Annotated in this window: 20 protein-coding genes; 9 read left to right on the forward strand and 11 right to left on the reverse strand. The window is 64.2% G+C overall.

Features of this window, described 5'->3' with window-relative positions; translation table 11 throughout:
* The first annotated feature begins 47 nt into the window (after window positions 1-47).
* Window positions 48-2,246: a bifunctional diguanylate cyclase/phosphodiesterase gene (locus AC3CCE_RS25180; RefSeq protein ID WP_352513127.1), complete on the forward strand. Its 2,199-nt coding sequence runs from the start codon at window positions 48-50 to the stop codon at window positions 2,244-2,246.
* A 6-nt stretch (window positions 2,247-2,252) separates the two neighbouring features.
* Here AC3CCE_RS25180 and AC3CCE_RS25185 read toward each other — a convergent pair whose 3' ends face one another.
* The gene (locus tag AC3CCE_RS25185) at window positions 2,253-3,209 is read right to left on the reverse strand and encodes a LysR substrate-binding domain-containing protein (protein WP_023670561.1); all 957 of its coding nucleotides are present in this window, start codon (window positions 3,207-3,209) and stop codon (window positions 2,253-2,255) included.
* Window positions 3,210-3,387: 178 nt separating this feature from the next.
* Here AC3CCE_RS25185 and AC3CCE_RS25190 point away from each other — a divergent pair, with 178 nt between their 5' ends.
* Window positions 3,388-3,678, forward strand: a complete 291-nt coding sequence (locus tag AC3CCE_RS25190; protein ID WP_023670560.1) for a DUF1127 domain-containing protein — start codon at window positions 3,388-3,390, stop codon at window positions 3,676-3,678.
* Window positions 3,679-3,911: 233 nt separating this feature from the next.
* Here AC3CCE_RS25190 and AC3CCE_RS25195 read toward each other — a convergent pair whose 3' ends face one another.
* The 4 genes from AC3CCE_RS25195 to AC3CCE_RS25210 form a co-directional block, all read right to left on the reverse strand.
* Window positions 3,912-4,973 carry a DUF937 domain-containing protein gene (locus AC3CCE_RS25195; protein WP_352513125.1) on the reverse strand — a complete coding sequence of 354 codons (1,062 nt, stop codon included), beginning with the start codon at window positions 4,971-4,973 and terminating at the stop codon, window positions 3,912-3,914.
* A 90-nt stretch (window positions 4,974-5,063) separates the two neighbouring features.
* A complete protein-coding gene (locus AC3CCE_RS25200) occupies window positions 5,064-6,437 on the reverse strand; it encodes a glutamate--cysteine ligase (protein ID WP_352513123.1) in 1,374 nt (457 codons plus the stop codon).
* A 114-nt stretch (window positions 6,438-6,551) separates the two neighbouring features.
* On the reverse strand, window positions 6,552-7,286 hold the full coding sequence (locus AC3CCE_RS25205; RefSeq protein ID WP_023818657.1) for a 16S rRNA (uracil(1498)-N(3))-methyltransferase: 735 nt from the start codon (window positions 7,284-7,286) through the stop codon (window positions 6,552-6,554).
* Between the two features lie 31 nt (window positions 7,287-7,317).
* Window positions 7,318-7,956, reverse strand: a complete 639-nt coding sequence (locus tag AC3CCE_RS25210; protein WP_352513121.1) for a hypothetical protein — start codon at window positions 7,954-7,956, stop codon at window positions 7,318-7,320.
* An 86-nt stretch (window positions 7,957-8,042) separates the two neighbouring features.
* On the opposite strand from AC3CCE_RS25210, the gene AC3CCE_RS25215 reads away from it, so the two are divergent.
* Both AC3CCE_RS25215 and AC3CCE_RS25220 read left to right on the forward strand, forming a co-directional pair.
* Entirely contained in the window at window positions 8,043-8,741 is a 699-nt protein-coding gene (locus AC3CCE_RS25215; RefSeq protein WP_352513119.1) for a type 1 glutamine amidotransferase, read from the forward strand.
* Between the two features lie 371 nt (window positions 8,742-9,112).
* Complete coding sequence (locus AC3CCE_RS25220) at window positions 9,113-9,253, forward strand: hypothetical protein (RefSeq protein ID WP_006206855.1); 141 nt, start codon at window positions 9,113-9,115, stop codon at window positions 9,251-9,253.
* Here the strand turns inward: AC3CCE_RS25220 and AC3CCE_RS25225 are convergent.
* From AC3CCE_RS25225 to AC3CCE_RS25235, 3 genes are read right to left on the reverse strand one after another with little or no spacing between them, the layout of a single operon-like run.
* Complete coding sequence (locus AC3CCE_RS25225; RefSeq protein WP_352626318.1) at window positions 9,250-10,017, reverse strand: metallophosphoesterase family protein; 768 nt, start codon at window positions 10,015-10,017, stop codon at window positions 9,250-9,252. The two genes, AC3CCE_RS25220 and AC3CCE_RS25225, sit on opposite strands and share 4 nt — an antisense overlap.
* Window positions 10,018-10,072: 55 nt before the next feature.
* A complete protein-coding gene (locus AC3CCE_RS25230; protein ID WP_023815110.1) occupies window positions 10,073-11,209 on the reverse strand; it encodes an alpha-hydroxy acid oxidase in 1,137 nt (378 codons plus the stop codon).
* A gap of 12 nt (window positions 11,210-11,221) precedes the next feature.
* Complete coding sequence (locus AC3CCE_RS25235; protein WP_023695102.1) at window positions 11,222-12,019, reverse strand: FCD domain-containing protein; 798 nt, start codon at window positions 12,017-12,019, stop codon at window positions 11,222-11,224.
* 205 nt (window positions 12,020-12,224) lie between these two features.
* Between AC3CCE_RS25235 and AC3CCE_RS25240 the strand changes: the two genes are divergently transcribed.
* From AC3CCE_RS25240 to glcF, 4 genes are all read left to right on the forward strand, one after another.
* A complete protein-coding gene (locus tag AC3CCE_RS25240) occupies window positions 12,225-13,547 on the forward strand; it encodes a DUF3422 family protein (protein WP_352513115.1) in 1,323 nt (440 codons plus the stop codon).
* A 265-nt stretch (window positions 13,548-13,812) separates the two neighbouring features.
* Window positions 13,813-15,309 carry an FAD-linked oxidase C-terminal domain-containing protein gene (locus AC3CCE_RS25245; RefSeq protein WP_352513113.1) on the forward strand — a complete coding sequence of 499 codons (1,497 nt, stop codon included), beginning with the start codon at window positions 13,813-13,815 and terminating at the stop codon, window positions 15,307-15,309.
* 235 nt (window positions 15,310-15,544) lie between these two features.
* On the forward strand, window positions 15,545-16,756 hold the full coding sequence (locus tag AC3CCE_RS25250) for an FAD-binding protein (RefSeq protein ID WP_352513111.1): 1,212 nt from the start codon (window positions 15,545-15,547) through the stop codon (window positions 16,754-16,756).
* A gap of 4 nt (window positions 16,757-16,760) precedes the next feature.
* Window positions 16,761-18,086: a glycolate oxidase subunit GlcF gene (gene glcF, locus AC3CCE_RS25255; protein WP_352513109.1), complete on the forward strand. Its 1,326-nt coding sequence runs from the start codon at window positions 16,761-16,763 to the stop codon at window positions 18,084-18,086.
* Window positions 18,087-18,090: 4 nt separating this feature from the next.
* On the opposite strand, the gene AC3CCE_RS25260 is transcribed toward glcF, so the two are convergent.
* The gene (locus AC3CCE_RS25260) at window positions 18,091-19,011 is read right to left on the reverse strand and encodes a bifunctional 5,10-methylenetetrahydrofolate dehydrogenase/5,10-methenyltetrahydrofolate cyclohydrolase (protein WP_352513107.1); all 921 of its coding nucleotides are present in this window, start codon (window positions 19,009-19,011) and stop codon (window positions 18,091-18,093) included.
* 270 nt (window positions 19,012-19,281) lie between these two features.
* Complete coding sequence (locus AC3CCE_RS25265) at window positions 19,282-20,025, reverse strand: L,D-transpeptidase (protein WP_023686831.1); 744 nt, start codon at window positions 20,023-20,025, stop codon at window positions 19,282-19,284.
* 209 nt (window positions 20,026-20,234) lie between these two features.
* Between AC3CCE_RS25265 and AC3CCE_RS25270 the strand changes: the two genes are divergently transcribed.
* Window positions 20,235-20,873, forward strand: coding sequence for a DNA-3-methyladenine glycosylase I (locus tag AC3CCE_RS25270; RefSeq protein WP_352513105.1), 639 nt, complete (start codon window positions 20,235-20,237; stop codon window positions 20,871-20,873).
* A 127-nt stretch (window positions 20,874-21,000) separates the two neighbouring features.
* Here AC3CCE_RS25270 and AC3CCE_RS25275 read toward each other — a convergent pair whose 3' ends face one another.
* Window positions 21,001-21,243, reverse strand: a complete 243-nt coding sequence (locus AC3CCE_RS25275) for a hypothetical protein (RefSeq protein WP_352513103.1) — start codon at window positions 21,241-21,243, stop codon at window positions 21,001-21,003.
* Window positions 21,244-21,378: the final 135 nt, after the last annotated feature.

Raw genomic sequence — 21,378 nt, forward strand, 5'->3', positions numbered from 1 at the left:
ACTTGATCTTAAGCCTGTCCTGATTGACTCTGGGCCAAGGAGGACGCATGAGCGCCCGCAGACAACGCAGCCCGTTGACGTTCCAGGTCACCCTGACGGTGCTGACGCTTGCCGTTTTTGCACTGGCCATCGTTGTCGGCTTCGGCCTTTACGCCACCATGCAGGCCGACCGGGTCTCGCTCGAGCGGCAGAAGGTTTTCCTGGCCAACGGCCTGCAGGACCAGGTCGCCGCGGTAAAGCGCGAGCAGGAAAGCGTCGCCGTCTGGGATGATTCCGTTATCAACGCCAAGGCCGGCAACCAGACCTGGATGGCAGAGAATCTCAGCGTCTGGATGTCCTCGTATTACGGCCACAACCGGGTCTATGTGCTGGACGACGCCAACCGGCCGGTCCACGCCATGCGCGAAGGCAAGGTCGTGTCGCCTGCCGTCTTTGGCGAGGACGAACCCGCTTTGCGGCCGACCATCGCCAGGTTGCGCCAGATGATGAGCAAGGACGCAAGCCAGGCCGGCGCAAAATTCGTTGCCGACGATCTGGTCTCGCTTGGCGGTCAGCCTGCCATACTCAGCGTCATGCCTCTGGTGCCGAGTTCGGATCGCGTCACCCAGGCATCCGGCAGCGAATATCTGCATGTCTCCATAGAGTTCATCAACGACGCGGTGATCGGCAAGATCGCGCAGAAATATCTGCTGGCGGGGGCGCATCTCCTGCCGATGGCTCAGCCGCTTGGCTCTGCTGCCATTCCGCTTATCGACAAACAGGGTGTCATCCTCGGCTATATTGCCTGGGACCAGGAACGGCCCGGCCTGACGCTGGTGGGCAAGGCCAGCCCGGCCCTGGCTCTGGCCGCGCTGGTTGCGGCGAGCGTGCTCGCCTTTCTGCTCCGGCGTCTGCGCCGTGCGTCATCGGCGCTGCAGACCAGCCAGGCCCAGGCGCAATATCTCGCCTTTCACGACACGCTCACCGGCCTGCCCAACCGGGCACTGTTCGAGGACAGGCTGCGGCGTGCCTTGCTTACCTCCGGCAATGAAAGCAAGGTCGCGCTGCTTTATCTCGATCTAGATCGCTTCAAGCATGTCAACGACACGCTTGGTCACCCGGCAGGCGACGAACTCGTGCGCCAGACGGCGGCCAGGCTTCAGCATACGGTTCGCGACGTCGACACGGTGGCAAGACTGGGTGGCGACGAATTCGCGGTGATCCTGATCGATGTCCGCGACGTCAGGAACGCAGAGGATATTTCCGAGAGGGTGCTGCAGAAACTGCAGGAGCCGTTCAAGCTGATGGACGATCAGGTCTTTATCAGCGCCAGCATCGGCATAGCCTTGTCGACAGGCCCTGATGCCGACGCAGACGATCTGCTGCGCAAGGCCGACATCGCGCTCTACGAAGCCAAGAAGAACGGCCGTGGCCGCTACCAGGTCTTCGCCGGCGACATGGACGACCTTTTGCTGCGCAAGCGCAAGGTCGAGAGCGAGCTGCGCAGCGCGCTGAATGGCGGCACCGGTATCAAGCTCGCCTACCAGCCGGTCTTTGCCAGCGACGGCAAGACCATTGTCGGCGCCGAGGCGCTGATCCGCTGGGCGCATGAGGTCCATGGCGCACTGCCGGCGGCGCAGTTCATCGCCATCGCCGAGGAACGCGGCATGATCGGGCAGCTCGGCGCATGGGCCCTGCTGGAAGCCTGCCGCTTCGCCGTGAAGACCAAACTGCCGTGGCTCGCCGTCAATGTCTCGCCGCTGCAATTGCGCGACGCCGGCTTTGCCGAAGAGGTTGCCTCGATCCTCGCCGAAACCGGACTGGCGCCGAAGCGCCTGCAGCTCGAAATCACCGAAAACGTTCTCCTGGAAAACAACGACACCACCAGAGCGGCTCTGGCAGCCTTGCGCCAGTCGGGCGTCGGCATTGTGCTCGACGATTTCGGCACCGGCTATTCGTCGCTGAGCTATCTGCGCCGCCATGCCATCGACAAGCTCAAGATCGACCGCTCCTTCGTGCGGCTTCTCGACGGCGACGGCAATTCGGGCGCCATCGTCAAGGCGCTGATCGATCTCGCCGGCGCGCTCAAGGTCGAGGTCACCGCCGAGGGCGTAGAGACCGAGGTGCAAAAGGCGCTGCTGGTCGCCATGGGCTGCCAGCAGCTGCAGGGCTACCTCTTGTCGCCGCCGCTGGAGCCGGCGCAATTGGTGGCGCTGTCCGGCCTGTCGTCGGCCAACGCAACGACGGAGGCGGCAGCGTCGGCCTGATCGTTCCTACCAGCCAGGCAGGATCTGGTTCGGCTTGCTCCGCTTCATCTTGGCGAAGGCGAGCGAGGCGAAATCGAAGCTTCCCGTTTCTTCGCCGAGCGGCACGGAAATATTGTCGAGGCTTTCCGAGATGTGTCGGGCCAGAGCGTCGACGATTTCGGGACGCGAGGTCTGGCCGCGCATGATGCCGATGCGGCAGTCGGGCAGGGCGCCAAAACCGTCGGCTTCGCCCAGCACCCGCATGCCGGGCCGCAGCGCGCATTCCGGCAGCACCGAGATCGCCAGTCCCGACAGCACCGCGGCGGTGATGACGGTGGCCGAGAAGCTGGTGAACAGGATTCGATAGTCGCGGCTTTGCCGGTCGAGCACATCGACGGCGGCGCGCCGCCAGATGCAGTTCGGCCGGCCGAAGGCCATCGGCAGCACTTCCTGTTCGTGCGTGGCATGGTTGGCCGAGGTCACCCATAGCAGCGGCTCGCGCCGCACCACTTCCGACTGGCCGCGCGTGTCGTTGTGCGTCACCAGCGCAAGATCGAGATTGCCGCGCTTGATATGCTCGACCAAGCCTGGTGTCGGCTCGCAGATGACGGTCAGTTCGACGCGTGGGTTGGAGCGCGTGAAGCGTGCCATGATTTCGGGCAGGAACCGGTCGGCATAGTCGTCGGGGGTGCCGATGCGGATGGTGCCTTCGAGCCGCTGGTCATCGAAGGCGGCCAGCGTTTCGCGGTTGAGATAGAGCAGGCGGCGCGCGTAGGAGAGCAGCTTGTCGCCTTCCTCAGTCAGCCTGTTGGTGCGGCCGTCCTTTTCGAACAGCGGCTTGCCGATCCGCTCTTCCAGCCGGCGCATCTGCATCGACACCGCCGATTGCGTGCGCAGCACTTCCTCGGCCGCGCGGGTAAAGCTGCCGGTATCGGCAATCGAGATGAAGGTCTGCAACTGGTCGAGATCGAGTGGCGCTTTCATCGGTCCAATCCATCACTAGCGTTGATGCTAAAGATTAGAAACATTCGTTGGATTAATCAATCGGTGCGTGGCAAATTCACATTGTCCACATGAAGGCATGTGAATCGAGACCGGAACGGCCGCTGTCCCCAGTGCCGATCGCCTGGTCTTGTCCAGTTCGAGTCTGAAGGAGACCGACATGACCACGTTTGATTTCGCCACCGAGACCTCGCGCATAACCTCGCGTCCGGCCGTTGCGACGCGCGTGGCCAACACCCTTCTCAATGCCTACCAGGCCTGGAAAAATCGCCGGGCCTTCTATCGCCTCGGCGAGATGTCGGACGCCGAACTCGCCGATATCGGCCTGACGCGCGCGGATCTCCATGTCGCCATCGATGTGCCGTTCGGCGCCGATCCGACCGTGAAGCTGCGTGCGATTGCGAGCGATCGTGCCGATACGATCGAAGATCTCGCCCGCCAAATAGCGTGATATCGGGCGCATTGTTTCGGTTGCCGTGAACCTTTCTCAGGCTCGCTGCGACCAACGAGTATAGCAGGCTCCCCACTCCCTGCCGGGTCCCCGCCGGCCAGCCTGCACACTGGCCCGGTCCTCCTCCAGGACCGGGCTTTTCTTTTAAAGCTCCGTCGTCATCGTGCGGTCTGCGCCGCGTCGCTTCGTTCCTTGCTCCGAAGCCGCGAAGGTCAGCGCCCAACTACCGCCAACTACCGCCGGTCCATGTCCCGCTTGAACTGGTCGAAGATCGTTTCCACGCCCTTCTGATAGTCGTCGCGCTGCTGGGCGCCGGTCTCGAACATCTTGCCGAAAATATCGTCGAACGGATTGCGTGGCCTGCCGCTCGGATTGGCCTGCGGTTGCGGCGCCTGGCGCTCCTGCGGTGCCTGTCGCGGCTGGGGTGCTTGCGGCTGCTGCGGCGCCGGCTGCCCACCGGGCAGGCCGAAGCCGCCACCACCGCCTTGCCGCATCATCTTTTCAAAAATCTTGCCCAGCGGGTTCTCGCCGTAAGGGCTCTGCGTCTGTTGCGGCTGTGTTGGCTGTTGCGGCCGGCCCTGCGGTTGCTGTGCCGCGCCACCGCCGAACATATCCTGCAGCACCTTGCCCAGCGGATTGTCGCCATAGGGGTTGGGCGCCTGTTGCGGCTGGCTTTGCGGCTGTTGGGCGCCGCCGCGGAACATGTCCTGCAGCACTTTGCCCAGCGGGTTCTCACCGTAAGGATTGGGTGCTGGCTGCGGCGCAGGCTGTGCCCCGCCGCCCGCCTGCCGCATCATCTGTTCGATGATCTCGCCGAGCGGATTGCTGCCGCCGCCGAAGCCACCGGCGGCCTGCATCTGACCCCCGGTCAACTGGTTTGTCGTCTGCTTGAACAATCCGCCCATCACCATCGAAGCGATGGCCGGCAGCATCTGCTGCAGGATCTGCTGGCTGACGCCGGTCGCCTGCGCGGCCTGGCTGGCCACCGCGCGCGACAGCTCCTTCGAGCCGAACAGATGACCCAGAATGCCATTGCCCTCATTGACGCCTTGCGGTGAGAAAGCCCTGGTCGCGTCCTCGAAGTATTTGGCGTGCTGGCCGCTCGCCATCGCCGTCATGAAAGCGCCTAGCCCATAGGGATCGGCGGTGTTGCGTTGCAACCCTTGCGAGAAGGCCGGCAGCAGAGCGGCGACAGCCGCCTGCGTCTGCTGCATGGAAAGCCCGTACTGCTGGGCAAGCGCCTGCATGCCGTTGCCGTTCTGCGCCTGCGCCAATATGTCGAACAAGGTAGGCATCGGTTTCTCCTCCGGGAAATCCTCGAGGGAGAACCTAGTTCGTTTCGATGTTCGATTGAAGCGGCTTTTGCCGCTGCTCAAGGCGCGACGCTAATACGCATATTCCATGAACACCGGCTCGATCGAGCCGCCCCAGCGCGTGTGGTAGGCCGACAGCATTTCCTCGGCACTGGTGGTACCGCGCGCCACGACTTCGTCCAGCGTGTTGAGGAACGAGGTCTCGTCATAGCCGTCGCGGTTCTTCCTGCCGCGATTTTTCAGCCCAAGGCGCGAAATCGTCATTACATCGCGGCCGATCTCACGCAGCGTCGTGTTGCGGAACGGCGCGGAAATGCCTTGTTCCGGCACCGCATTGCGCATCGCCAGCGTTTCTTCATAGGTCCAGCTCGAAGTCAGCGCCTCGGCGGCGTCGAGCGCGGCCTCGTCATAGAGCAGCCCGACCCAGAAGGCCGGCAGTGCGCAGATGCGGCGCCACGGCCCGCCATCGGCGCCGCGCATTTCGAGGAAGCGCTTCAGCCTGACGTCGGGGAACAGCGTCGACAGATGGTTCGCCCAGTCGCCCATGGTCGGCAGTCCGTCTGGTACTTCATTGCGGGCAGCGCCGGTCATGAACTGGCGGAAGGTGATGTGCGTCATGTCGTGATAGTGGCCGTCGCGGATGACGAAATACATCGGCACGTCGAGCGCCCATTCGACATAGTCGGCAAAGCCGAACTCGGGCGAGAAGCAGAATTCGAGCAGGCCCGAGCGCTGGTTGTCGGTGTCGCGCCAGATGTCGCCGCGCCAGCTCTGCAGCCCGTTCGGCCGGCTGTCGGTGAAGGGCGAGTTGGCAAACAGCGCCGTCGACAGTGGCTGCAGCTTCAGCGACACCTGCATCTTGCGGCGCATGTCGGCTTCGCTTTCGAAGTCGAGGTTCACCTGGATGGTGCAGGTGCGATACATCATGTCGAGACCCTTGGTGCCGACCTTGGGCATGTAGCGGGTCATGATTTCGTAGCGCGATTTCGGCATTTTCGGCGTCTCGGCCAGCGACCATTTCGGGCTGCCGCCGAGGCCGAGAAAGCGGATGCCCATCGGCTCGGCGATCTCGCGGACCTGCGCCAGATGCGCATTGCCCTCGCGACAGGTCTGGTGGATCGTTTCCAGCGGCGCGCCCGACAGCTCGAACTGGCCGCCCGGCTCGAGCGAGATCGCGCCCTGGCCGGTCGGCTCGACCAGGCCGATGATGCGGCCGTCATCGATGATCGGGTCCCAGCCGAGCTTTTGCTGCATGCCTTCGAGGATGGCGCGGATGCCGCGCTCGCCGCCATAGGGCACCGGCGCGTTGCCGTCGACATAGAAGGGGAACTTCTCGTGCTCGGTCCCGATGCGCCACTTGTCGCGCGGCTTGTTGCCTTCGGCCAGATGCTCGACCAGTTCGTCGATGCCTTCGATTGGCCGGAAATCGGTTGTGTCGCGCGCCATGGGGCCCCCTCTGCGGCTCTCGGAGCCCGCCGGCGCTAAATGGACGAAATGTCAGCAGCCGATCAAGCGAAAAATCCTGAGCCACAGGTCAACAGGAATTGATCTTTACGCCTCTTACCAGTCTCCGACCGTCGCCTGCATCACCGCAAGCGCCGCTACAGCTGCTGTGTCAGCGCGCAGGATGCGCGGTCCGAGCGGGATGGCAGTGACGAAGGGGAGCGCCCGCAGCATCTTGCGTTCGTCGTCGGAAAAGCCGCCTTCCGGCCCGACCAGCAGCGCCAGCTTCCTCTCCGGCACCGCCTGCAATGCCGGCAGCGGGTTGTTGGTCGAGGCATCCTCGTCGCAGAAGATAAGCCGGCGTTCCTTGTCCCAGCCGGAGAGCAGGCGCTCGAATTTCTCGGCCTCGCGCACTTCCGGCACCGCCAGTATGCCGCATTGCTCGGCCGCCTCGACGACATTCGCGCGCAGCCGGTCGATGGAGGGTTTTGCCACTTGCGTGTGCTGGGTGATCACCGGCTGCAGGATGCCGGCGCCCATCTCCACCGCCTTCTGCACGAGATAGTCGAGCCGGCCCTGCTTCAGCGGCGCGAAACAATAGACGAGATCGGGCAGCGGCGGTTGCGGCCGCTGCGAGGCCAGCACCTTCAGCCGCACCGCCCTTTTCGACCTGGTGGCAATCGCCGCCGACCACTCGCCGTCGCGGCCGTTGAAGACCAGGATCTCGGCGCCTTCGCCGAGCCGCAGCACATGCGTGAGATAATGGCTCTGCTGCTGGCCGGCATCGAATTCGATGCCTGCCGCGAGGTCGTCCGGCACGAACAGCCGCTGCATCTTGTAATTGGCGCGCATCGCCGAGGAATGGGCGAGGCGGTGCCTGGCGTCAAGTCTCGGCGGAACGATGCCACACCGGTTCAAAACCGTGCCGCAGCACCGAAACGGTCGTGGCCGGTGTGAGCAGGCGCAGCGACCGGCCGGCAAGGCTGTCGAAGGCCGCCGCATCGCCATAGCCTGCGAACGACCAGGGCAGCGCGTTGCCGCCGCGCAGCGCATAGGCCGAGCCGCCATCCGCGATCATCGCTCCGTCCGGCAATTCGGCAAGCTCTCCCATGGTGACATCAGGTGGCTTGCCGCCGGAAGCCAGCCGCTCCTTGTGCAGCCGCTTGTCCACCATTGGCGCGCGCGGTTCGTTTACACCGAAGACTTTGCCGACAAAATCCGTGGCTCGCTCACGCCGGCAATAGAAACAGGGACGGTGCCCGGCGGCCAGCGCCGTCACCTCGTCGAGGAAGAACAACTCGGTCCAGCCGGCCCTGCCGCCCGGCCTGTTCCTGCCCATCGGCTCGCGCCGCGCATTGCGGAATTGGCAGACGCAGATGATCCAGGCCGGCAAGGCCCAACGCTTTTTCAGCAGCGTCTTGGTCTCAGGATCGTGGATGATGCCGCGATTGCCGGTGAACAGGCCGCGCTCGGATATGGCATGGATGGCGCCGAACGGATCGACCCGGTTCTGCAGTGGCATAGCTCTCTCCCGAATACGCATCTTGGCTGCAATACGGGCGACATGATATCGCTCGTCGCGTCATTTCATGTCAGCAGGGTTTTGCGATGCGGGTGCTGGTGGTCCAGAACTACGACAACACCGGCCTTGGCCAGGTTGGTGCCGCGCTCGCCGAAGCCGGCGCCGATCTCGACCTGCGCCGGCCCTACAAGGGCGATGCGCTGCCGGACGACGCGACCGGACACGATGCCATGGTGATGCTTGGCGGCGGTCAGAATGCGCTGGCCGACGATGACTACCCGTATTTCCCGGCGCTGCTCGAACTGACCCGCGATTTCGCCGCCAAGGATCGCTCGGTTCTCGGTATCTGCCTGGGCAGCCAGTTGGTTGCCCGCACTTTCGGCGGTGAGAACCAGATCGGCGGCGCCTCGGAATTCGGCTGGCACAAGGTATCGCTGACGCCGGACGCCAAAACCGATCCGGTGCTTGGCGCACTTCCCCAGGATTTCCCCATCTTCGAATGGCACGACGACACTTTCGCGCTGCCGTCAAATGCGGTGCGGCTTGCCGGCAGCGAAATTGCCGAGAACCAGGCGTTCCGTATCGGCCGCGCTGTCTACGGCTTCCAGTTCCATTTCGAGGCCGACCGGCCGATGGTGAGGGACTGGAGCACATCCTTCGCGCCGCTGATTGCCGATCGCCATCCCGACTGGCAGGATCGCCTCGACAGCGAAATGGCACGCAACGGCCCCGAGGCCGACGCCGCGGGCTTGGCCATTGCCCGCGCCTGGGTGGCGACGATCTGAGACTGGCCGCGCGCAGTCAGCAATTCCAGGAAAAGTGTGAAGCGGTTTTCCGTCCGAAATTGCGTCAGATAAAAGGATAGAGCGGTTCGCCGTAGCGGCGAACCGCTCTATCCGTTGCATAATTGGCACGCGGCGGGGAATCTGCCGGGGACAACTTCTTTCGTCCTTGGTTTGTGGCCGAACGCTATCCTACAAGGCGCGCGCTCTGCATCGGCAATGCAACCGCGATGAACCTTCTGTGTGCTCCGCGCGACACACCGCCGATACAGAATCGACCTACAAGCGCGAAATCGTCGAAACTTTGAGACGAATTCGTTGTTTCAACGCATTGGTAACCGCCTCGTGCCCAGATGCAGGAAGCTCAACTAGAGATGACGTCCGTGAAAGCAGCGCTTCTGTCCTTTGTCATGCTGTCTGCCATCGTTTTGTGCGGTCTCGGCATATATTCCGCCGATGCAGCCAACAACCACCAAGCCGTCGACGGCTACGGCGTCACCGCCGCCCTCCGTTAAAACGCTTTTCCCTGTACCGTCAGGATACGCTTGTCCGCGCCGTCTACGGCGAGCGCGCTGAGCATTCCTGACTGCCAGGCGAGCGTGTCGACATTGACGCGGCTGGGCATAACTTCGGCCTCCGGCACCGGCGTGTGGCCGTGCACGATCACCTTCGGGTAAAGCCCTGGATGGTTGTGGAAGACGTCGCGGATCCAGACCAGATCCTGTGGGCTCTGGCTCTCCAGCGGCACGTCAGGCCTGATGCCGGCATGGCAGAAGAAGAAATCACCTGATATCAGTGACAATTGCAGCGACCGCAGGAAGTCGACATGGGCTTGCGGTACAGCATTGACCAGTGCCTGGTGTCCCCGCCGTAACGCCTCGGCCTTGCCGAACCAGCTTGCGTGTCCCGCTAGGTCGACGCCATAGGATTGTGCCGTCTGCACGCCGCCATAGCGGATGAACAGCCCTTCCGGGTCAGGCTCGTCGAGAAAATCGAGGAAGCCGATATCGTGGTTGCCGGCGAGCATCAGATGCCGTGGATCGCGTTTCTGTGCCTCGATCAGGAAGTCTATGACGCCCTTGGACTCTGGTCCGCGGTCGACATAGTCGCCGAGGTGGATGACGCGCCAATCGCTGGTCGGCTTGTATTCGAGTTCGCTCTCGATGCGGCGATGCATGGCGGCGAGCAGATCGAGCCGGCCATGCACGTCGCCGATCGCATAGAGGCGCATGCCATCGGGCGCGCGCGCGTCGAGGTAGTGGATGCCGGTCTCGGTCAAGGCGGCTTCGTCTCCGTGATCCAGCGAGGCTAGGGTCTAATCGGTGAACAAGACCCTATCGCCGCAACTGGTCCTTGCCCATCTCGGTCACCAGCCGTTTGCCGCACAGTGCCAGCGTGATGTCCATCTCCTTGCGGATGATGTCCAGCGCCAGGGTCACGCCTTGCTTGCCCATGGCGCCCAACCCGTACAGGAACGGGCGGCCGATATAGGTGCCCTTGGCGCCGAGGCAAAGCGCCTTCAGCACGTCCTGGCCCGAGCGGATGCCGCCGTCCATATGCACTTCGATCCTGTCGCCGACGGCATCGGCGATCTCCTCCAGCGCCATGATTGACGACGATGCGCCGTCGAGCTGGCGCCCGCCATGGTTGGAAACGATGATGGCGTCGGCGCCGGTCTCGACCGCCATCAGCGCGTCCTCTTTGTCGAGAATGCCTTTCAGGATCAGCTTGCCGCCCCAGCGCTCCTTGATCCAGGCGACGTCCTTCCACGACAGGTGCGGGTCGAACTGCTCCGTCGTCCACGATGCCAGCGAAGCGACGTCGCCGACGCCCTTGGCATGGCCGACAATGTTGCGGAAGGTGCGGCGCTTGGTGCCGGCAATGCCCATCAGCCAGCGCGGTCGCATGGCGATGTTGGCAATGTTGGCCAGCGTCATCTTGGGCGGCGCCGACAGCCCGTTGCGGACATCCTTGTGGCGCTGCCCCAGGATCTGCAGGTCGAGCGTCAACACCAGCGCCGAGCATTTTGCAGCCTTCGCCCTGTCGATCAGGTCGAGCACGAAATCCTTGTCGCGAAGCACGTAGAGCTGGAACCAGAACGGCTTCTTCGTCACCGACGCGACATCCTCGATCGAGCAGATGCTCATCGTCGACAGCGTGAACGGCACGCCGAATTCCTCTGCCGCCTGCGCCGCCAGCATCTCGCCATCGGCATGCTGCATGCCGGTCATTCCAGTTGGGGCAAGCGCCACCGGCATCGCCACTTTCTCGCCGATCATGGTCGATTCCAGCGAGCGGTTGCTCATGTCGACCAGCACGCGCTGACGGAATTTTATCTTCTGGAAGTCCTCCTCGTTGGCGCGGTAGGTGCTTTCGGTCCAGGCGCCGGAATCGGCATAGTCGTAGAACATCTTCGGCACCCGCCGGCGCGCCAGGTCCTTGAGATCGGCAATGGTGAGGATGTCGCTCATGGTGGTTCCTCGTTAGCCAGTCGTCTTGAAGCCGTCGTCGGCGTCGGAGCGCTGCTTGAGCCTGAGCCGCGACACGCGCTGCCAGTCGCCGCTGCGTTCGGCCTCGAGCATCGAGCGCTCGACATAGGAGATATGGTCCATCGCCGCCTGGCGGGCAGCTGAGGGATCGCCGGCCTTCACGGCTTTGTAGATCGCGCCGTGCTGGGCCAGCAGCGCCTCGCGCGCTCCGGGCACGCTGAACACCAGAAGCCGGTTCTGGAACACGCCTTCAGACAGCAGCCGGTAGCAGGAGCGCAGCGTATGCAAGAGGATGATGTTGTGCGCGCATTCGCACACAGCATGGTGGAACTCGACGTCGATTTCCGCCTCGTCGTCGAAATCGCCGGTGCGGTGCGCCTCGTCCATACGCGCCATGATGCGGTCGAGCAGCGCAATGTCGTCCGCTGTCGCGCGTCGCGCCGCATATTCGGCCGCAACACCTTCGATCTCGCGGCGGTATTCCAGATAGTCGGTCACCGCCTTGCGGTGCATCGAGATGAGGTCGGTCACCGGCTTGGTGAACAACTGGCCGATGACGTCGGCGACATGGGTGCCGCCGCCGGCCTTGGTGATCAGCAGCCCGCGCCCTTCCAGCGCCTTCAGCGCATCGCGCAGGATCGGCCGCGACACGTCGAACTGGCGCGCCAGCTCGCGCTCGCCCGGCAGCCGGTCGCCGGTGCGCAGCACGCCTTCAAGGATCAGGCTTTCGATCTGCTGCACCACCTCGTCGGCGGTGCGCGAATGCTCGATCCTGGAGAAAATATCGCTCAACGGGGGCCTGGGAAATTGAACCGGCGTCGCGCAAGATAAAGCCAGCGTCGCCAACTGGTCAAATTATTTATCCAATTTGCCCAATCGGGTCGGTCTGCGCGTCGCGCCGGCAGGACCTACGATGCTAGATTTTGGTGTTTACGCGCCTCATGGATTGCCTTTAGAGGACGCCATCACACGAAGGGTCGAGAACAGGGGGACCACCGTGTCGGACGAGACGTCCAACCTCGAATTCCAGCCGCGCGCCCAGGGCAGCGTGATGGGCTTTCCCGCGCATGAGGGACGGCCTGGCGCGATCGGCGAGGTCCATGCCCGGCCGCATCCGCTGATCGAGAAGCCGCGCGTGCTTGTGCAACTCGCCTTCATGACCGAGGGCGGCTCCGGCGTCGACATGGCCGTGCTCTCCGAACTGTCGCGGCGCCTCGGCATCGCGGCGCCCGACCGTCATGCCCGCCACCACGCCATGAAGTGGGGCAAGGGTACGCTGCGCTGGGAGCGGCATACGGAATTTTCGACCTATCTGTGGGAAGGACCGCTGGCCGAAAGCAGCAGGGCGCAGGAGGATTCTCCTTTCGGCAACGGGTTCTCGCCGCCGGGAACGGTGATCTCAGGCATAAGGCTGGAGATTCGCAAATGGACGCCGGCAAGCGAGAAGCTGATTGCGGCCTTCGACCCGACGAGCCTCTGCTATTCGCTGGTCGAGCGCGGCAATGCGGCCATCGTCACCGATTTCCGCCAGGACGGCGACGGCCTGACCCGCATCCTGGTGCTTGATCGCGGCCTGACGCCGGCGCGGACCGGCGCGCTGTCGCAGCGGCTGATCGACGTCGAGACGTATCGCACGCTTGCCATGCTCGGCCTGCCGCTGGCGCTGACGCTGTCGGGCCGCGCCCGCCGCATCGAGGACCGGCTGGCGCAGACCACGCTGGAAATGAAGGTCGCTGAAACCCGCGACAGCCAGACGCTGCTCGCCGACCTGACCGAGCTTGCCGCTGAACTCGAGGCTGATGCCGCCTCCAGCCTCTATCGCTTCGGCGCCAGCCGCGCCTATGACGGTATCGTTGTCGAGCGGCTGGAAGCGCTGGAGGAAGAAGCCGTGCCCGGCTACGACACTTGGGGCGGCTTCCTGCAGCGGCGGGTGGCGCCTGCCATGCGCACCTGCCGTTCGGTCGAGGAGCGCCAGGCCAACCTGTCGCGCAAACTAACCCGCGCCACGACGCTGCTGCGCACGTGGGTTGATGTCGAGGTCGAGAAGCAGAACCGCGATCTGCTGGCGTCGATGAACAACCGCGCCCGGCTGCAACTGCGGTTGCAGCAGACGGTCGAGGGCCTGTCGGTGGCAGCAGTGTCCTACTATGTCGTCGGCCTGATCTCCTATCTCGCCAAGGGCGCATCGATCTTCGGCCATGCCTTTGCACCCGAAATCGTCACTGCCGCGGCGGTGCCGGTCTCCATCGTGCTGGTCTGGTGGGGCGTGCGGCGAGTCAGGCGGATGCACTCCGAGCCGGCGAAACATCCGGGGGAGTAGGAGCGCACTTTACCCTCCCCCTTGTGGGGAGGGTCGATCCGCATAGCGGATCGGGGTGAGGGTGCTCGTAAAGAGCTTTCGTCGCGCGGACCCCCACCCCGCTCACTGCGTTCGCGACCCTCCCCACAAGGGGGAGGGTTAAGATCCATAGCGGCAGATTGCCGCTGCGGAAGGCGGGCAGTACGCTCTTTGCCCGACGCGGTGTTTGCAACATCCGGATGTAACTGGTAAAAGATTTTTACCAGCTAAGCGGAGGACGCCGCCGATGTCCGGCCTTGTCATGCCCAAGCCAGACGACGCCACGATGCGAAGGCGCGCAGAGATCGTCGCCGACATGCGCATCATCGTGCCGGGCGAGGGCGTCGTCGACGCCACCAATGAGATGCGCGCCTTCGAAAGCGACGGCCTCACCGCCTACCGGCAATTGCCGCTGGTCGTGGTGCTGCCGGAAACGGTGGCGCAGGTGTCGCGCATCTTGAAATACTGCAACGACCGCAACATCCGTGTCGTGCCGCGCGGCTCCGGAACCTCGTTGTCGGGCGGCGCGCTGCCGCTCGAGGATGCCGTGCTGCTGGTCATGAGCCGCTTCAACCGCATTCTGGCCATCGACTATCCCGACCGCATCGTCGTCGCTCAGCCAGGCGTTACCAATCTTGGCATCACCATTGCCGTCGAGCAGGAGGGCTTTTACTACGCCCCTGACCCATCCTCCCAGATCGCGTGCTCGATCGGCGGCAATGTCGCGGAAAATTCCGGCGGCGTGCACTGCCTGAAATACGGCCTGACCGCCAACAATGTTCTGGGCATCGAGATGGTGCTGATGAACGGCGAGGTGGTGCGCCTGGGCGGCAATCATCTGGACTCGGAAGGCTATGATCTCCTCGGCGTCATGACGGGGTCCGAAGGCCTGCTCGGCGTCGTCACCGAGGTCACGGTACGCATCCTGAAGAAGCCGGAGACGGCGCGCGCTCTGCTGATCGGCTTTCCGACCAGCGAGCAGGGCGGCCAATGCGTCGCCGACATCATCGGCGCCGGCATTATCCCTGGCGGCATGGAGATGATGGACCGGCCGGCGATCCATGCCGCGGAAGATTTCGTCCATGCCGGCTACCCCCTTGATGTCGAGGCGCTGCTGATCGTCGAACTCGACGGGCCGGGCGTCGAGGTCGATCACCTGATCGGTCTCGTCGAAGCGATCGCCTATAGGAACGGCTCCACCACCTGCCGCATCTCGCAATCCGAACAGGAGCGGCTGAGTTTCTGGGCCGGCCGCAAGGCGGCCTTCCCGGCGGTCGGCCGCATCTCGCCCGACTATTACTGCATGGATGGCACCATCCCGCGCAAGGAATTGCCGCGTGTGCTCGCCGGCATGCGCGAACTGTCGGAGAAATACGGCCTTGGCGTCGCCAATGTCTTCCACGCCGGCGACGGCAATCTGCATCCGCTGATCCTCTACGACGCCAACGTGCCGGGCGAACTCGACAAGGCGGAAAGTTTTGGCGCCGACATCTTGCGGCTCTGCGTCAAGGTCGGCGGCGTCTTGACCGGCGAGCACGGCGTCGGCGTCGAGAAGCGCGATTTGATGCCGGAGATGTTCAACCAGATCGACCTCGACCAGCAAATGCGCGTCAAATGCGCCTTCGACCCCAACCATCTGCTCAACCCCGGGAAGGTGTTTCCACAACTGCGCCGCTGCGCGGAGCTTGGGCGCATGCACGTGCATCGCGGCCAGGTGGCGTTTCCGGACATTCCGAGGTTTTGATGGGGGCGGAATGTCTCACGTCGGCGATCCTTCGCGCCCCCCTCTGTCCTGCCGGACATCTCCCCCACAAGGGGGGAGATCACCAGTCATCTCTGCCTTCGCCAATCTTCGACGTTGCTAGAGAGGCGCGGTCGCCAAAGCTGCTAATCTCCCCCCAAGTGGGGGAGATGTCCGGCAGGACAGAGGGGGGCACGAAGGAACTCGACGTCTCTGCACTCGCAAGCGGCGCGTCGCCATGACCACCTTCACTCCCACCTCGTCCACCGAAGTCCTCTCCACCGTCCAATGGGCGGCTGCGGAGGAATCGCCGCTGGAGACCATCGGCCACGGCTCCAAGCGCGGCATCGGCCGGCCACAGCAGAGCGAACACACGCTCGATCTTTCGAAGCTCACCGGCGTCACCCTCTACGAGCCGGCCGAGCTGGTGCTGTCGGCCAAGGCTGGCACGCCGCTTTCCGAGATCGAAAACCTGCTCGCCGAAAACGGCCAGCAACTTGCTTTCGAGCCGATGGACTACGGCCCATTGTTCGGCGGTATCAAGGGAAGAGGCACGATCGGCGGCGTGCTTGCCGCCAACCTGTCCGGCCCGCGCCGGCTGAAGGCGGGCGCCGCGCGCGACCATATCCTTGGCATCAACGCGGTTGCCGGTCGTGGCGAAGCGTTCAAATCAGGCGGCCGCGTCGTCAAGAATGTTACCGGCTACGATCTGTCGAAGCTGATGGCCAACAGCTGGGGCACGCTGGCCGTGTTCACCGATGTCACCTTCAAGGTGCTACCGGCGGCCGAGACCGAGGTGACGCTTGCCATGCGCGGCCTACTCGACGATGCCGCCTCTGCCGCCATGGCGCTGGCGCTCGGCTCCAGCGCCGAAGTGTCGAGCGCGGCCCATCTGCCCGAACGCATCGCCGCGCGCGTTGCCGGGGGCAGTCTAGGCACCGACGCTGCAACGCTGCTGCGCGTCGAAGGGTTTGGCCCATCGGTCGCCTATCGCATTGAGGCGCTGAAGACCCTGCTGAAAAATGCCGGCCCGCTGCAGGAGATCGCAGGTGAGACATCACATACCCTCTGGCGTGACATAAGGGACTGCACGCCATTCGCCGACCGTAGCGAAAAGCCGGTCTGGCGCGTCTCCATGGCGCCGTCTCAGGCCCATCAGATGGTGCTGACGCTGCGCATGCAGATCGGTGTCAGCGCCTTCTACGACTGGCAGGGCGGGCTGGTCTGGCTGCGCATGGAGGAGGGCGATCCCGAGGCCGCCCTGCTGCGCGGGCTGATCAGAAAGCTTGGCGGCGGCCACGCCACGCTGGTGCGCGCCACCCCTTCGCATCGCGCCGCCGTCCCGGTGTTCGAGCCGCAGGCACCGCATAAGGCCGCACTGTCGGCGCGGCTCAAGGCCGAGTTCGATCCCAAGTCCATCCTCAATCCCGGCCGCATGGCCCAAGGCTAAGATAATGCAAACCAACTTCTCCCTTGCCCAGCTTGCTGATCCGCATGTCGCGGAATCGGAGAAGATCCTGCGCAAATGCGTGCATTGCGGCTTCTGCACCGCCACCTGCCCGACCTATGTGACGCTTGGCAACGAACTCGATTCGCCGCGCGGGCGCATTTATCTCATCAAGGACATGCTGGAGAATGGCCGCCCGGCCGACAAGGAGATCGTCACCCATATCGACCGCTGCCTGTCCTGCCTGGCCTGCATGACCACCTGCCCGTCGGGCGTCAACTACATGCACCTGGTCGACCATGCCCGCGCCCATATCGAGGAGACTTACAAGCGGCCGCTGCTCGACCGGCTGACCCGCGCCATGCTGGCCTTCGTGCTGCCCTATCCCGCGCGCTTTCGCGCCGCGCTGAAATTGGCGAGACTGGGCAAGCCATTCATCGGCCTGTTCGAAAGGCTGCCGGCGCTGAGGCCGCTGGGCGCGATGCTGAAGCTGGCACCGGCCTCGATCCCGACGGTCTCGCCAATGGCCTCTTCCGGCATTCATGCCGGGCAGGGGACGAAGAGAGGCCGCGTCGCCATCCTCACCGGCTGCGCCCAATCGGTACTCGACCCCGCCATCAACGAGACGACGATTGCATTGCTGACCAGGCTTGGCGTCGAGGTCGTGGTGCCGCAGGGCGAAGCCTGCTGTGGCGCGCTGGTCCATCATATGGGCCGCGAGGCAGCAGCCCTTGCCTCGGCCCGGCAGAATGTCGATGCGTGGACGCGTGCCATCGACCAGGGCGGGCTCGATGCCATCGTCATCACCGCGTCCGGCTGCGGCACAACGATCAAGGACTACGGCTTCATGCTGCGCCTCGATCCGGCCTATGCCGACAAGGCCGCGCGGATCTCGGCGCTGGCCAGGGACATTACCGAATATCTCGCAAGCCTCGACCTGCCCGAGCCGGTGCGCAAACCCGGCACCGTCGTCGCCTATCACTCCGCCTGCTCGATGCAGCACGGCCAGAAGATCACCCGCCAGCCGAAGGAATTGCTCGCCAGGGCCGGCTTCGTCGTGCGCGATCCGCGCGAGGGACATCTGTGCTGCGGCTCGGCCGGCACCTACAACATCCTGCAGCCGGAGATTTCGGAGAAGCTGCGCGACCGAAAGGTGAAAAACATCGAGGCCACCGGCGCGGAGATCGTTGCCACAGGCAATATCGGCTGCATCACCCAGATCGCTTCGGCTGCAAAGCTGCCGGTGGTGCACACGATCAAGCTGCTCGACTGGGCCTATGGTGGTCCGAAGCCGGAGGGCGTCTCCGAAGGAAACCTGGTCGCCGCCGAGTAAGCAGCTATTCCGCTGCCAGCCGGTCCACCACGCCATACGTCGCCTGGTAGCGCGCGCGCTGGCGGCTGAGCGCGACCATTGTGTTGCGCAAGAGGATCGCCACAGTGATCGGGCCGACGCCGCCCGGCACCGGCGTGATCCAGGACGCGACTTCCTTCACGCTCTCGGTGTCGACGTCGCCGACGATGCGGCTCGTGCCCTCCGGGCCGATCTCGGAATTGATGCCGATGTCGATGACGGCCGCACCGGGCTTCACCATGTCGGCCTTGATCAGCCGCGGCTTGCCGACGGCGACGAACAGCGCATCGGCGCGGCGCGCATGTGCCGCCACCGAGCGCGTCATGTGATGGCACACCGTCACCGTTGCGCCTTCGCTCATCAGCAGGAAGGCAATCGGCTTGCCGACGATCTCGGAATGGCCGACGACGACGACTTCGAGCCCCTTGAGGTCGAGGCCGGTTTCCTTGAGCAGCTCGACCGAGGCCGCAGCCGTGCAAGGCGCGAGGTCGAGTTGATTGTAGACGATATTGCCGATCGACGCCGGATGCATGCCCTCGACGTCCTTCAGTGGATGCACCGCCGCTTGCAGCGTCTTGATCGGGATATGCGCCGGCACCGGCCGCTGGATGATGATGCCGGTGACGCGCGGGTCGGCGTTCAGGCCATGGATCGCCGCCTCGAGTTCGCCTGCGCTGATGTCGGCGGGGAACCGCCGCTCCTCGAAACCGATGCCGGCAAGCGCGGCCTTGGCGCGCTGGTTGCGCACATAGACATCGACGGCAGCGGTATCGCCGACGGTGATCGACACCAGCTTGGGTGGAAAACCTTCGGCGGTGGCGATGGCGGCATCCTCGCGCACGGATGCCATGATGCGCTGGGCGACCGGGCCGCCCCGGAGATAGCGGCTATCGTCTGGCGGAGACATGGCTGAACCTTTGCAGCGAGTTTGGCGCAGGGGAGTTTGGCCGACCCTATAGCAGGGAAAATGCGGCAAGGCAGCGTGAAAGCGAACCGTCATCCCCCTGGCGCGACGTTCTGGCGCAGCCTGGCTCAGCTATAGCCGCAAAGAGAAAGGGCAGCGCGGTTTCCCGGGCTGCCCTTTCCTGACTGGCCGCATCCCCACACGGCCCGTCCCCCGTAAACTCTTCCCGATCCTGAAGCTCTAACCTTTTGGACCAGATGATTCGGTAGCCGACTATATCACGACCACGGTCGTTCCAACATTGACCCTCTCGTAAAGGTCAACCACGTCCTCGTTGCGCATGCGGATACAGCCGGAAGACACCGAGCCGCCGATGGTCCATGGCTGGTTGGTGCCGTGGATGCGGTATTCCGTCGTGCCGAGATAGAGCGCGCGGGCGCCAAGCGGGTTTTCCTCGCCGCCGGCCAGATAGGTCGGGAGGTAGCGGCCCTTGGCGGCCTCGCGCTTGATCATCTCCGCTGGCGGGCGCCAGTCCGGCCAGACGCGCTTGTTGGTGATCTTGTGCGTGCCAGACCATTCGAAGCCAGGCTTGCCGGTGCCGACGCCATAGCGCCGCGCCTTGCCGTTCTTCTCGACCAGGAACAGGAAGTTCTGCGTCGTATCGATGACGATCGTGCCCGGCTTCTGCGGGCCGTCATAGGCGACTTCCTGCGGCAGGTAGAGCGGATTGATCTGCGGCCGCATCACCACGCGCTTGGCCGGCGCCTGCACGGAAGCAGTGCGCACCCGATCGGGTCGCGCCGGCTGCGCATAGCGAAGTCGCGGCTGCTGGACCACCTGTCGGCTCTGCCGCACGATGCCGGGCGCCCGGCCTAGCTGCAGCACCCAGGGTGCGGAAAGGTCGGGGCTCACCATCACCGGCGGCCTGTCGGCATAGCGGTCGTTGGCGGCAGACGAGGTGACGCCGGCGGCCAGAATGGCCACGGCGCCGAGCACGGAACGCAAAAAGATCTTCATCGGAACGCACCTTGATCGTCGAACGGACGGAGGCGGAACTTGCCCCCGGTTGCGCGATCCTTGGCGCGAAGCCACAACCGAAACATGAATCGGAATGCGTAAAATGCCGCTTTGTCAGTAAACCTTTTGGTGTGGTTACCGCCGGGTTCAGGAATCTGGTAAAGCCGCGGTAAATGCAGCGCGAAAGCGCGTTAACGAATGGATTGGCCATGACTCAAGACAACACCGGACTGCTTACCGGCTCCGACGGGATCACGCGCTGCTTCTGGCACGGCAATCTGCCGGACTATCTGCACTACCACGACCATGAATGGGGCCGGCCGGTCGCCGACGACCGCAGGCTGTTCGAAAAGATCTGCCTCGAAGGCTTTCAGTCCGGCCTGTCCTGGCTGACCATTCTGCGCAAGCGCGAGAATTTCCGCGAGGCCTTCGCCGGTTTCGACTTCTACAAGGTCGCTGCCTTCACCGACGAGGATGTCGAGCGCCTGGTCGCCAATGCCGGCATCATCCGCCACCGCGGCAAGATCGTCTCGACCATCAACAACGCCAAACGGGCGTGCGAAATGGTCGACGAGTTCGGCTCGCTGGCCGCCTGGTTCTGGAAGTTCGAGCCGGGGCCGGAGGAGCGGCCGGCGGTGGTGGACATGGCGCATCTACGCGCCAACCCGACGACAGGGGTCTCGATCAGGATTTCGAAGGAGTTGAAAAAGCGCGGCTGGACCTTTGTCGGCCCGACGACGGTCTACGCCTTCATGCAGGCGATGGGTCTGGTCAACGACCATCTCGAAGGCTGCGTGTGCCGGGAGCAGGTGGAGAAGGAACGCAAGGCCTTTAAGAGGCCGAACTAGGGCGCTGTCCCCCTACCTCCCCCTTGTGGGGAGGTCGCGCCGAAGGCGCGGGTGGGGGTATCTTGGCGCCGCACCCCCACCCCGACGCTACGCGTCGACCCTCCCCACAAGGGCGAGGGTAAGGAACTCACGTCCCGCTGGCGCCCGTCAGAAAAAGCCCGGCGACAATCGCCGCCAGTGCCGCAAAGGCCGGATAAATCACCAGCAATCCAGTCATCAGCGCCTCGCGCACGGTGGAACCCTTGCGCTCGTCGGCAGTGACCTCAAACGGACCGGGGCTCGCCGTCACCTGCGCACGGCTCTCGGCCGGCCGCAGCCGGACTTCATGCAAGCCGTCGTCTCTGATGTCGAACTTGTGTGCCGCAGTCATGGCCCCAACCCTTTGTTTCGGCGCGCTTATCGGCTCTGATTGTGTCGGCACGATGCCGCGCCGATGGCGGAATTGTTTCCTTTCGGTGCGTTTTGTTTCGGACGAGAAGGAAAGAGCGCAAACCCTTGCCGCACC

Source organism: Mesorhizobium sp. P160187 (assembly GCF_057766425.1).

Bases quoted from the DNA above. Each gene is read 5' to 3' on its own strand.
- AC3CCE_RS25215 (WP_352513119.1), top strand. From the start codon at position 8,043: ATGCGGGTGCTGGTGGTCCAGAACTACGACAACACCGGCCTTGGCCAG.
- AC3CCE_RS25275 (WP_352513103.1), bottom strand. From the start codon at position 21,243: ATGACTGCGGCACACAAGTTCGACATCAGAGACGACGGCTTGCATGAA.
- AC3CCE_RS25180 (WP_352513127.1), top strand. From the start codon at position 48: ATGAGCGCCCGCAGACAACGCAGCCCGTTGACGTTCCAGGTCACCCTG.
- AC3CCE_RS25210 (WP_352513121.1), bottom strand. From the start codon at position 7,956: ATGCCACTGCAGAACCGGGTCGATCCGTTCGGCGCCATCCATGCCATA.
- AC3CCE_RS25250 (WP_352513111.1), top strand. From the start codon at position 15,545: ATGACCACCTTCACTCCCACCTCGTCCACCGAAGTCCTCTCCACCGTC.
- AC3CCE_RS25245 (WP_352513113.1), top strand. From the start codon at position 13,813: ATGTCCGGCCTTGTCATGCCCAAGCCAGACGACGCCACGATGCGAAGG.
- AC3CCE_RS25260 (WP_352513107.1), bottom strand. From the start codon at position 19,011: ATGTCTCCGCCAGACGATAGCCGCTATCTCCGGGGCGGCCCGGTCGCC.
- AC3CCE_RS25270 (WP_352513105.1), top strand. From the start codon at position 20,235: ATGACTCAAGACAACACCGGACTGCTTACCGGCTCCGACGGGATCACG.
- AC3CCE_RS25200 (WP_352513123.1), bottom strand. From the start codon at position 6,437: ATGGCGCGCGACACAACCGATTTCCGGCCAATCGAAGGCATCGACGAA.
- AC3CCE_RS25265 (WP_023686831.1), bottom strand. From the start codon at position 20,025: ATGAAGATCTTTTTGCGTTCCGTGCTCGGCGCCGTGGCCATTCTGGCC.
- AC3CCE_RS25185 (WP_023670561.1), bottom strand. From the start codon at position 3,209: ATGAAAGCGCCACTCGATCTCGACCAGTTGCAGACCTTCATCTCGATT.
- AC3CCE_RS25205 (WP_023818657.1), bottom strand. From the start codon at position 7,286: ATGCGCGCCAATTACAAGATGCAGCGGCTGTTCGTGCCGGACGACCTC.
- AC3CCE_RS25230 (WP_023815110.1), bottom strand. From the start codon at position 11,209: ATGAGCGACATCCTCACCATTGCCGATCTCAAGGACCTGGCGCGCCGG.
- AC3CCE_RS25195 (WP_352513125.1), bottom strand. From the start codon at position 4,973: ATGCCTACCTTGTTCGACATATTGGCGCAGGCGCAGAACGGCAACGGC.
- AC3CCE_RS25190 (WP_023670560.1), top strand. From the start codon at position 3,388: ATGACCACGTTTGATTTCGCCACCGAGACCTCGCGCATAACCTCGCGT.
- AC3CCE_RS25220 (WP_006206855.1), top strand. From the start codon at position 9,113: ATGACGTCCGTGAAAGCAGCGCTTCTGTCCTTTGTCATGCTGTCTGCC.
- glcF (WP_352513109.1), top strand. From the start codon at position 16,761: ATGCAAACCAACTTCTCCCTTGCCCAGCTTGCTGATCCGCATGTCGCG.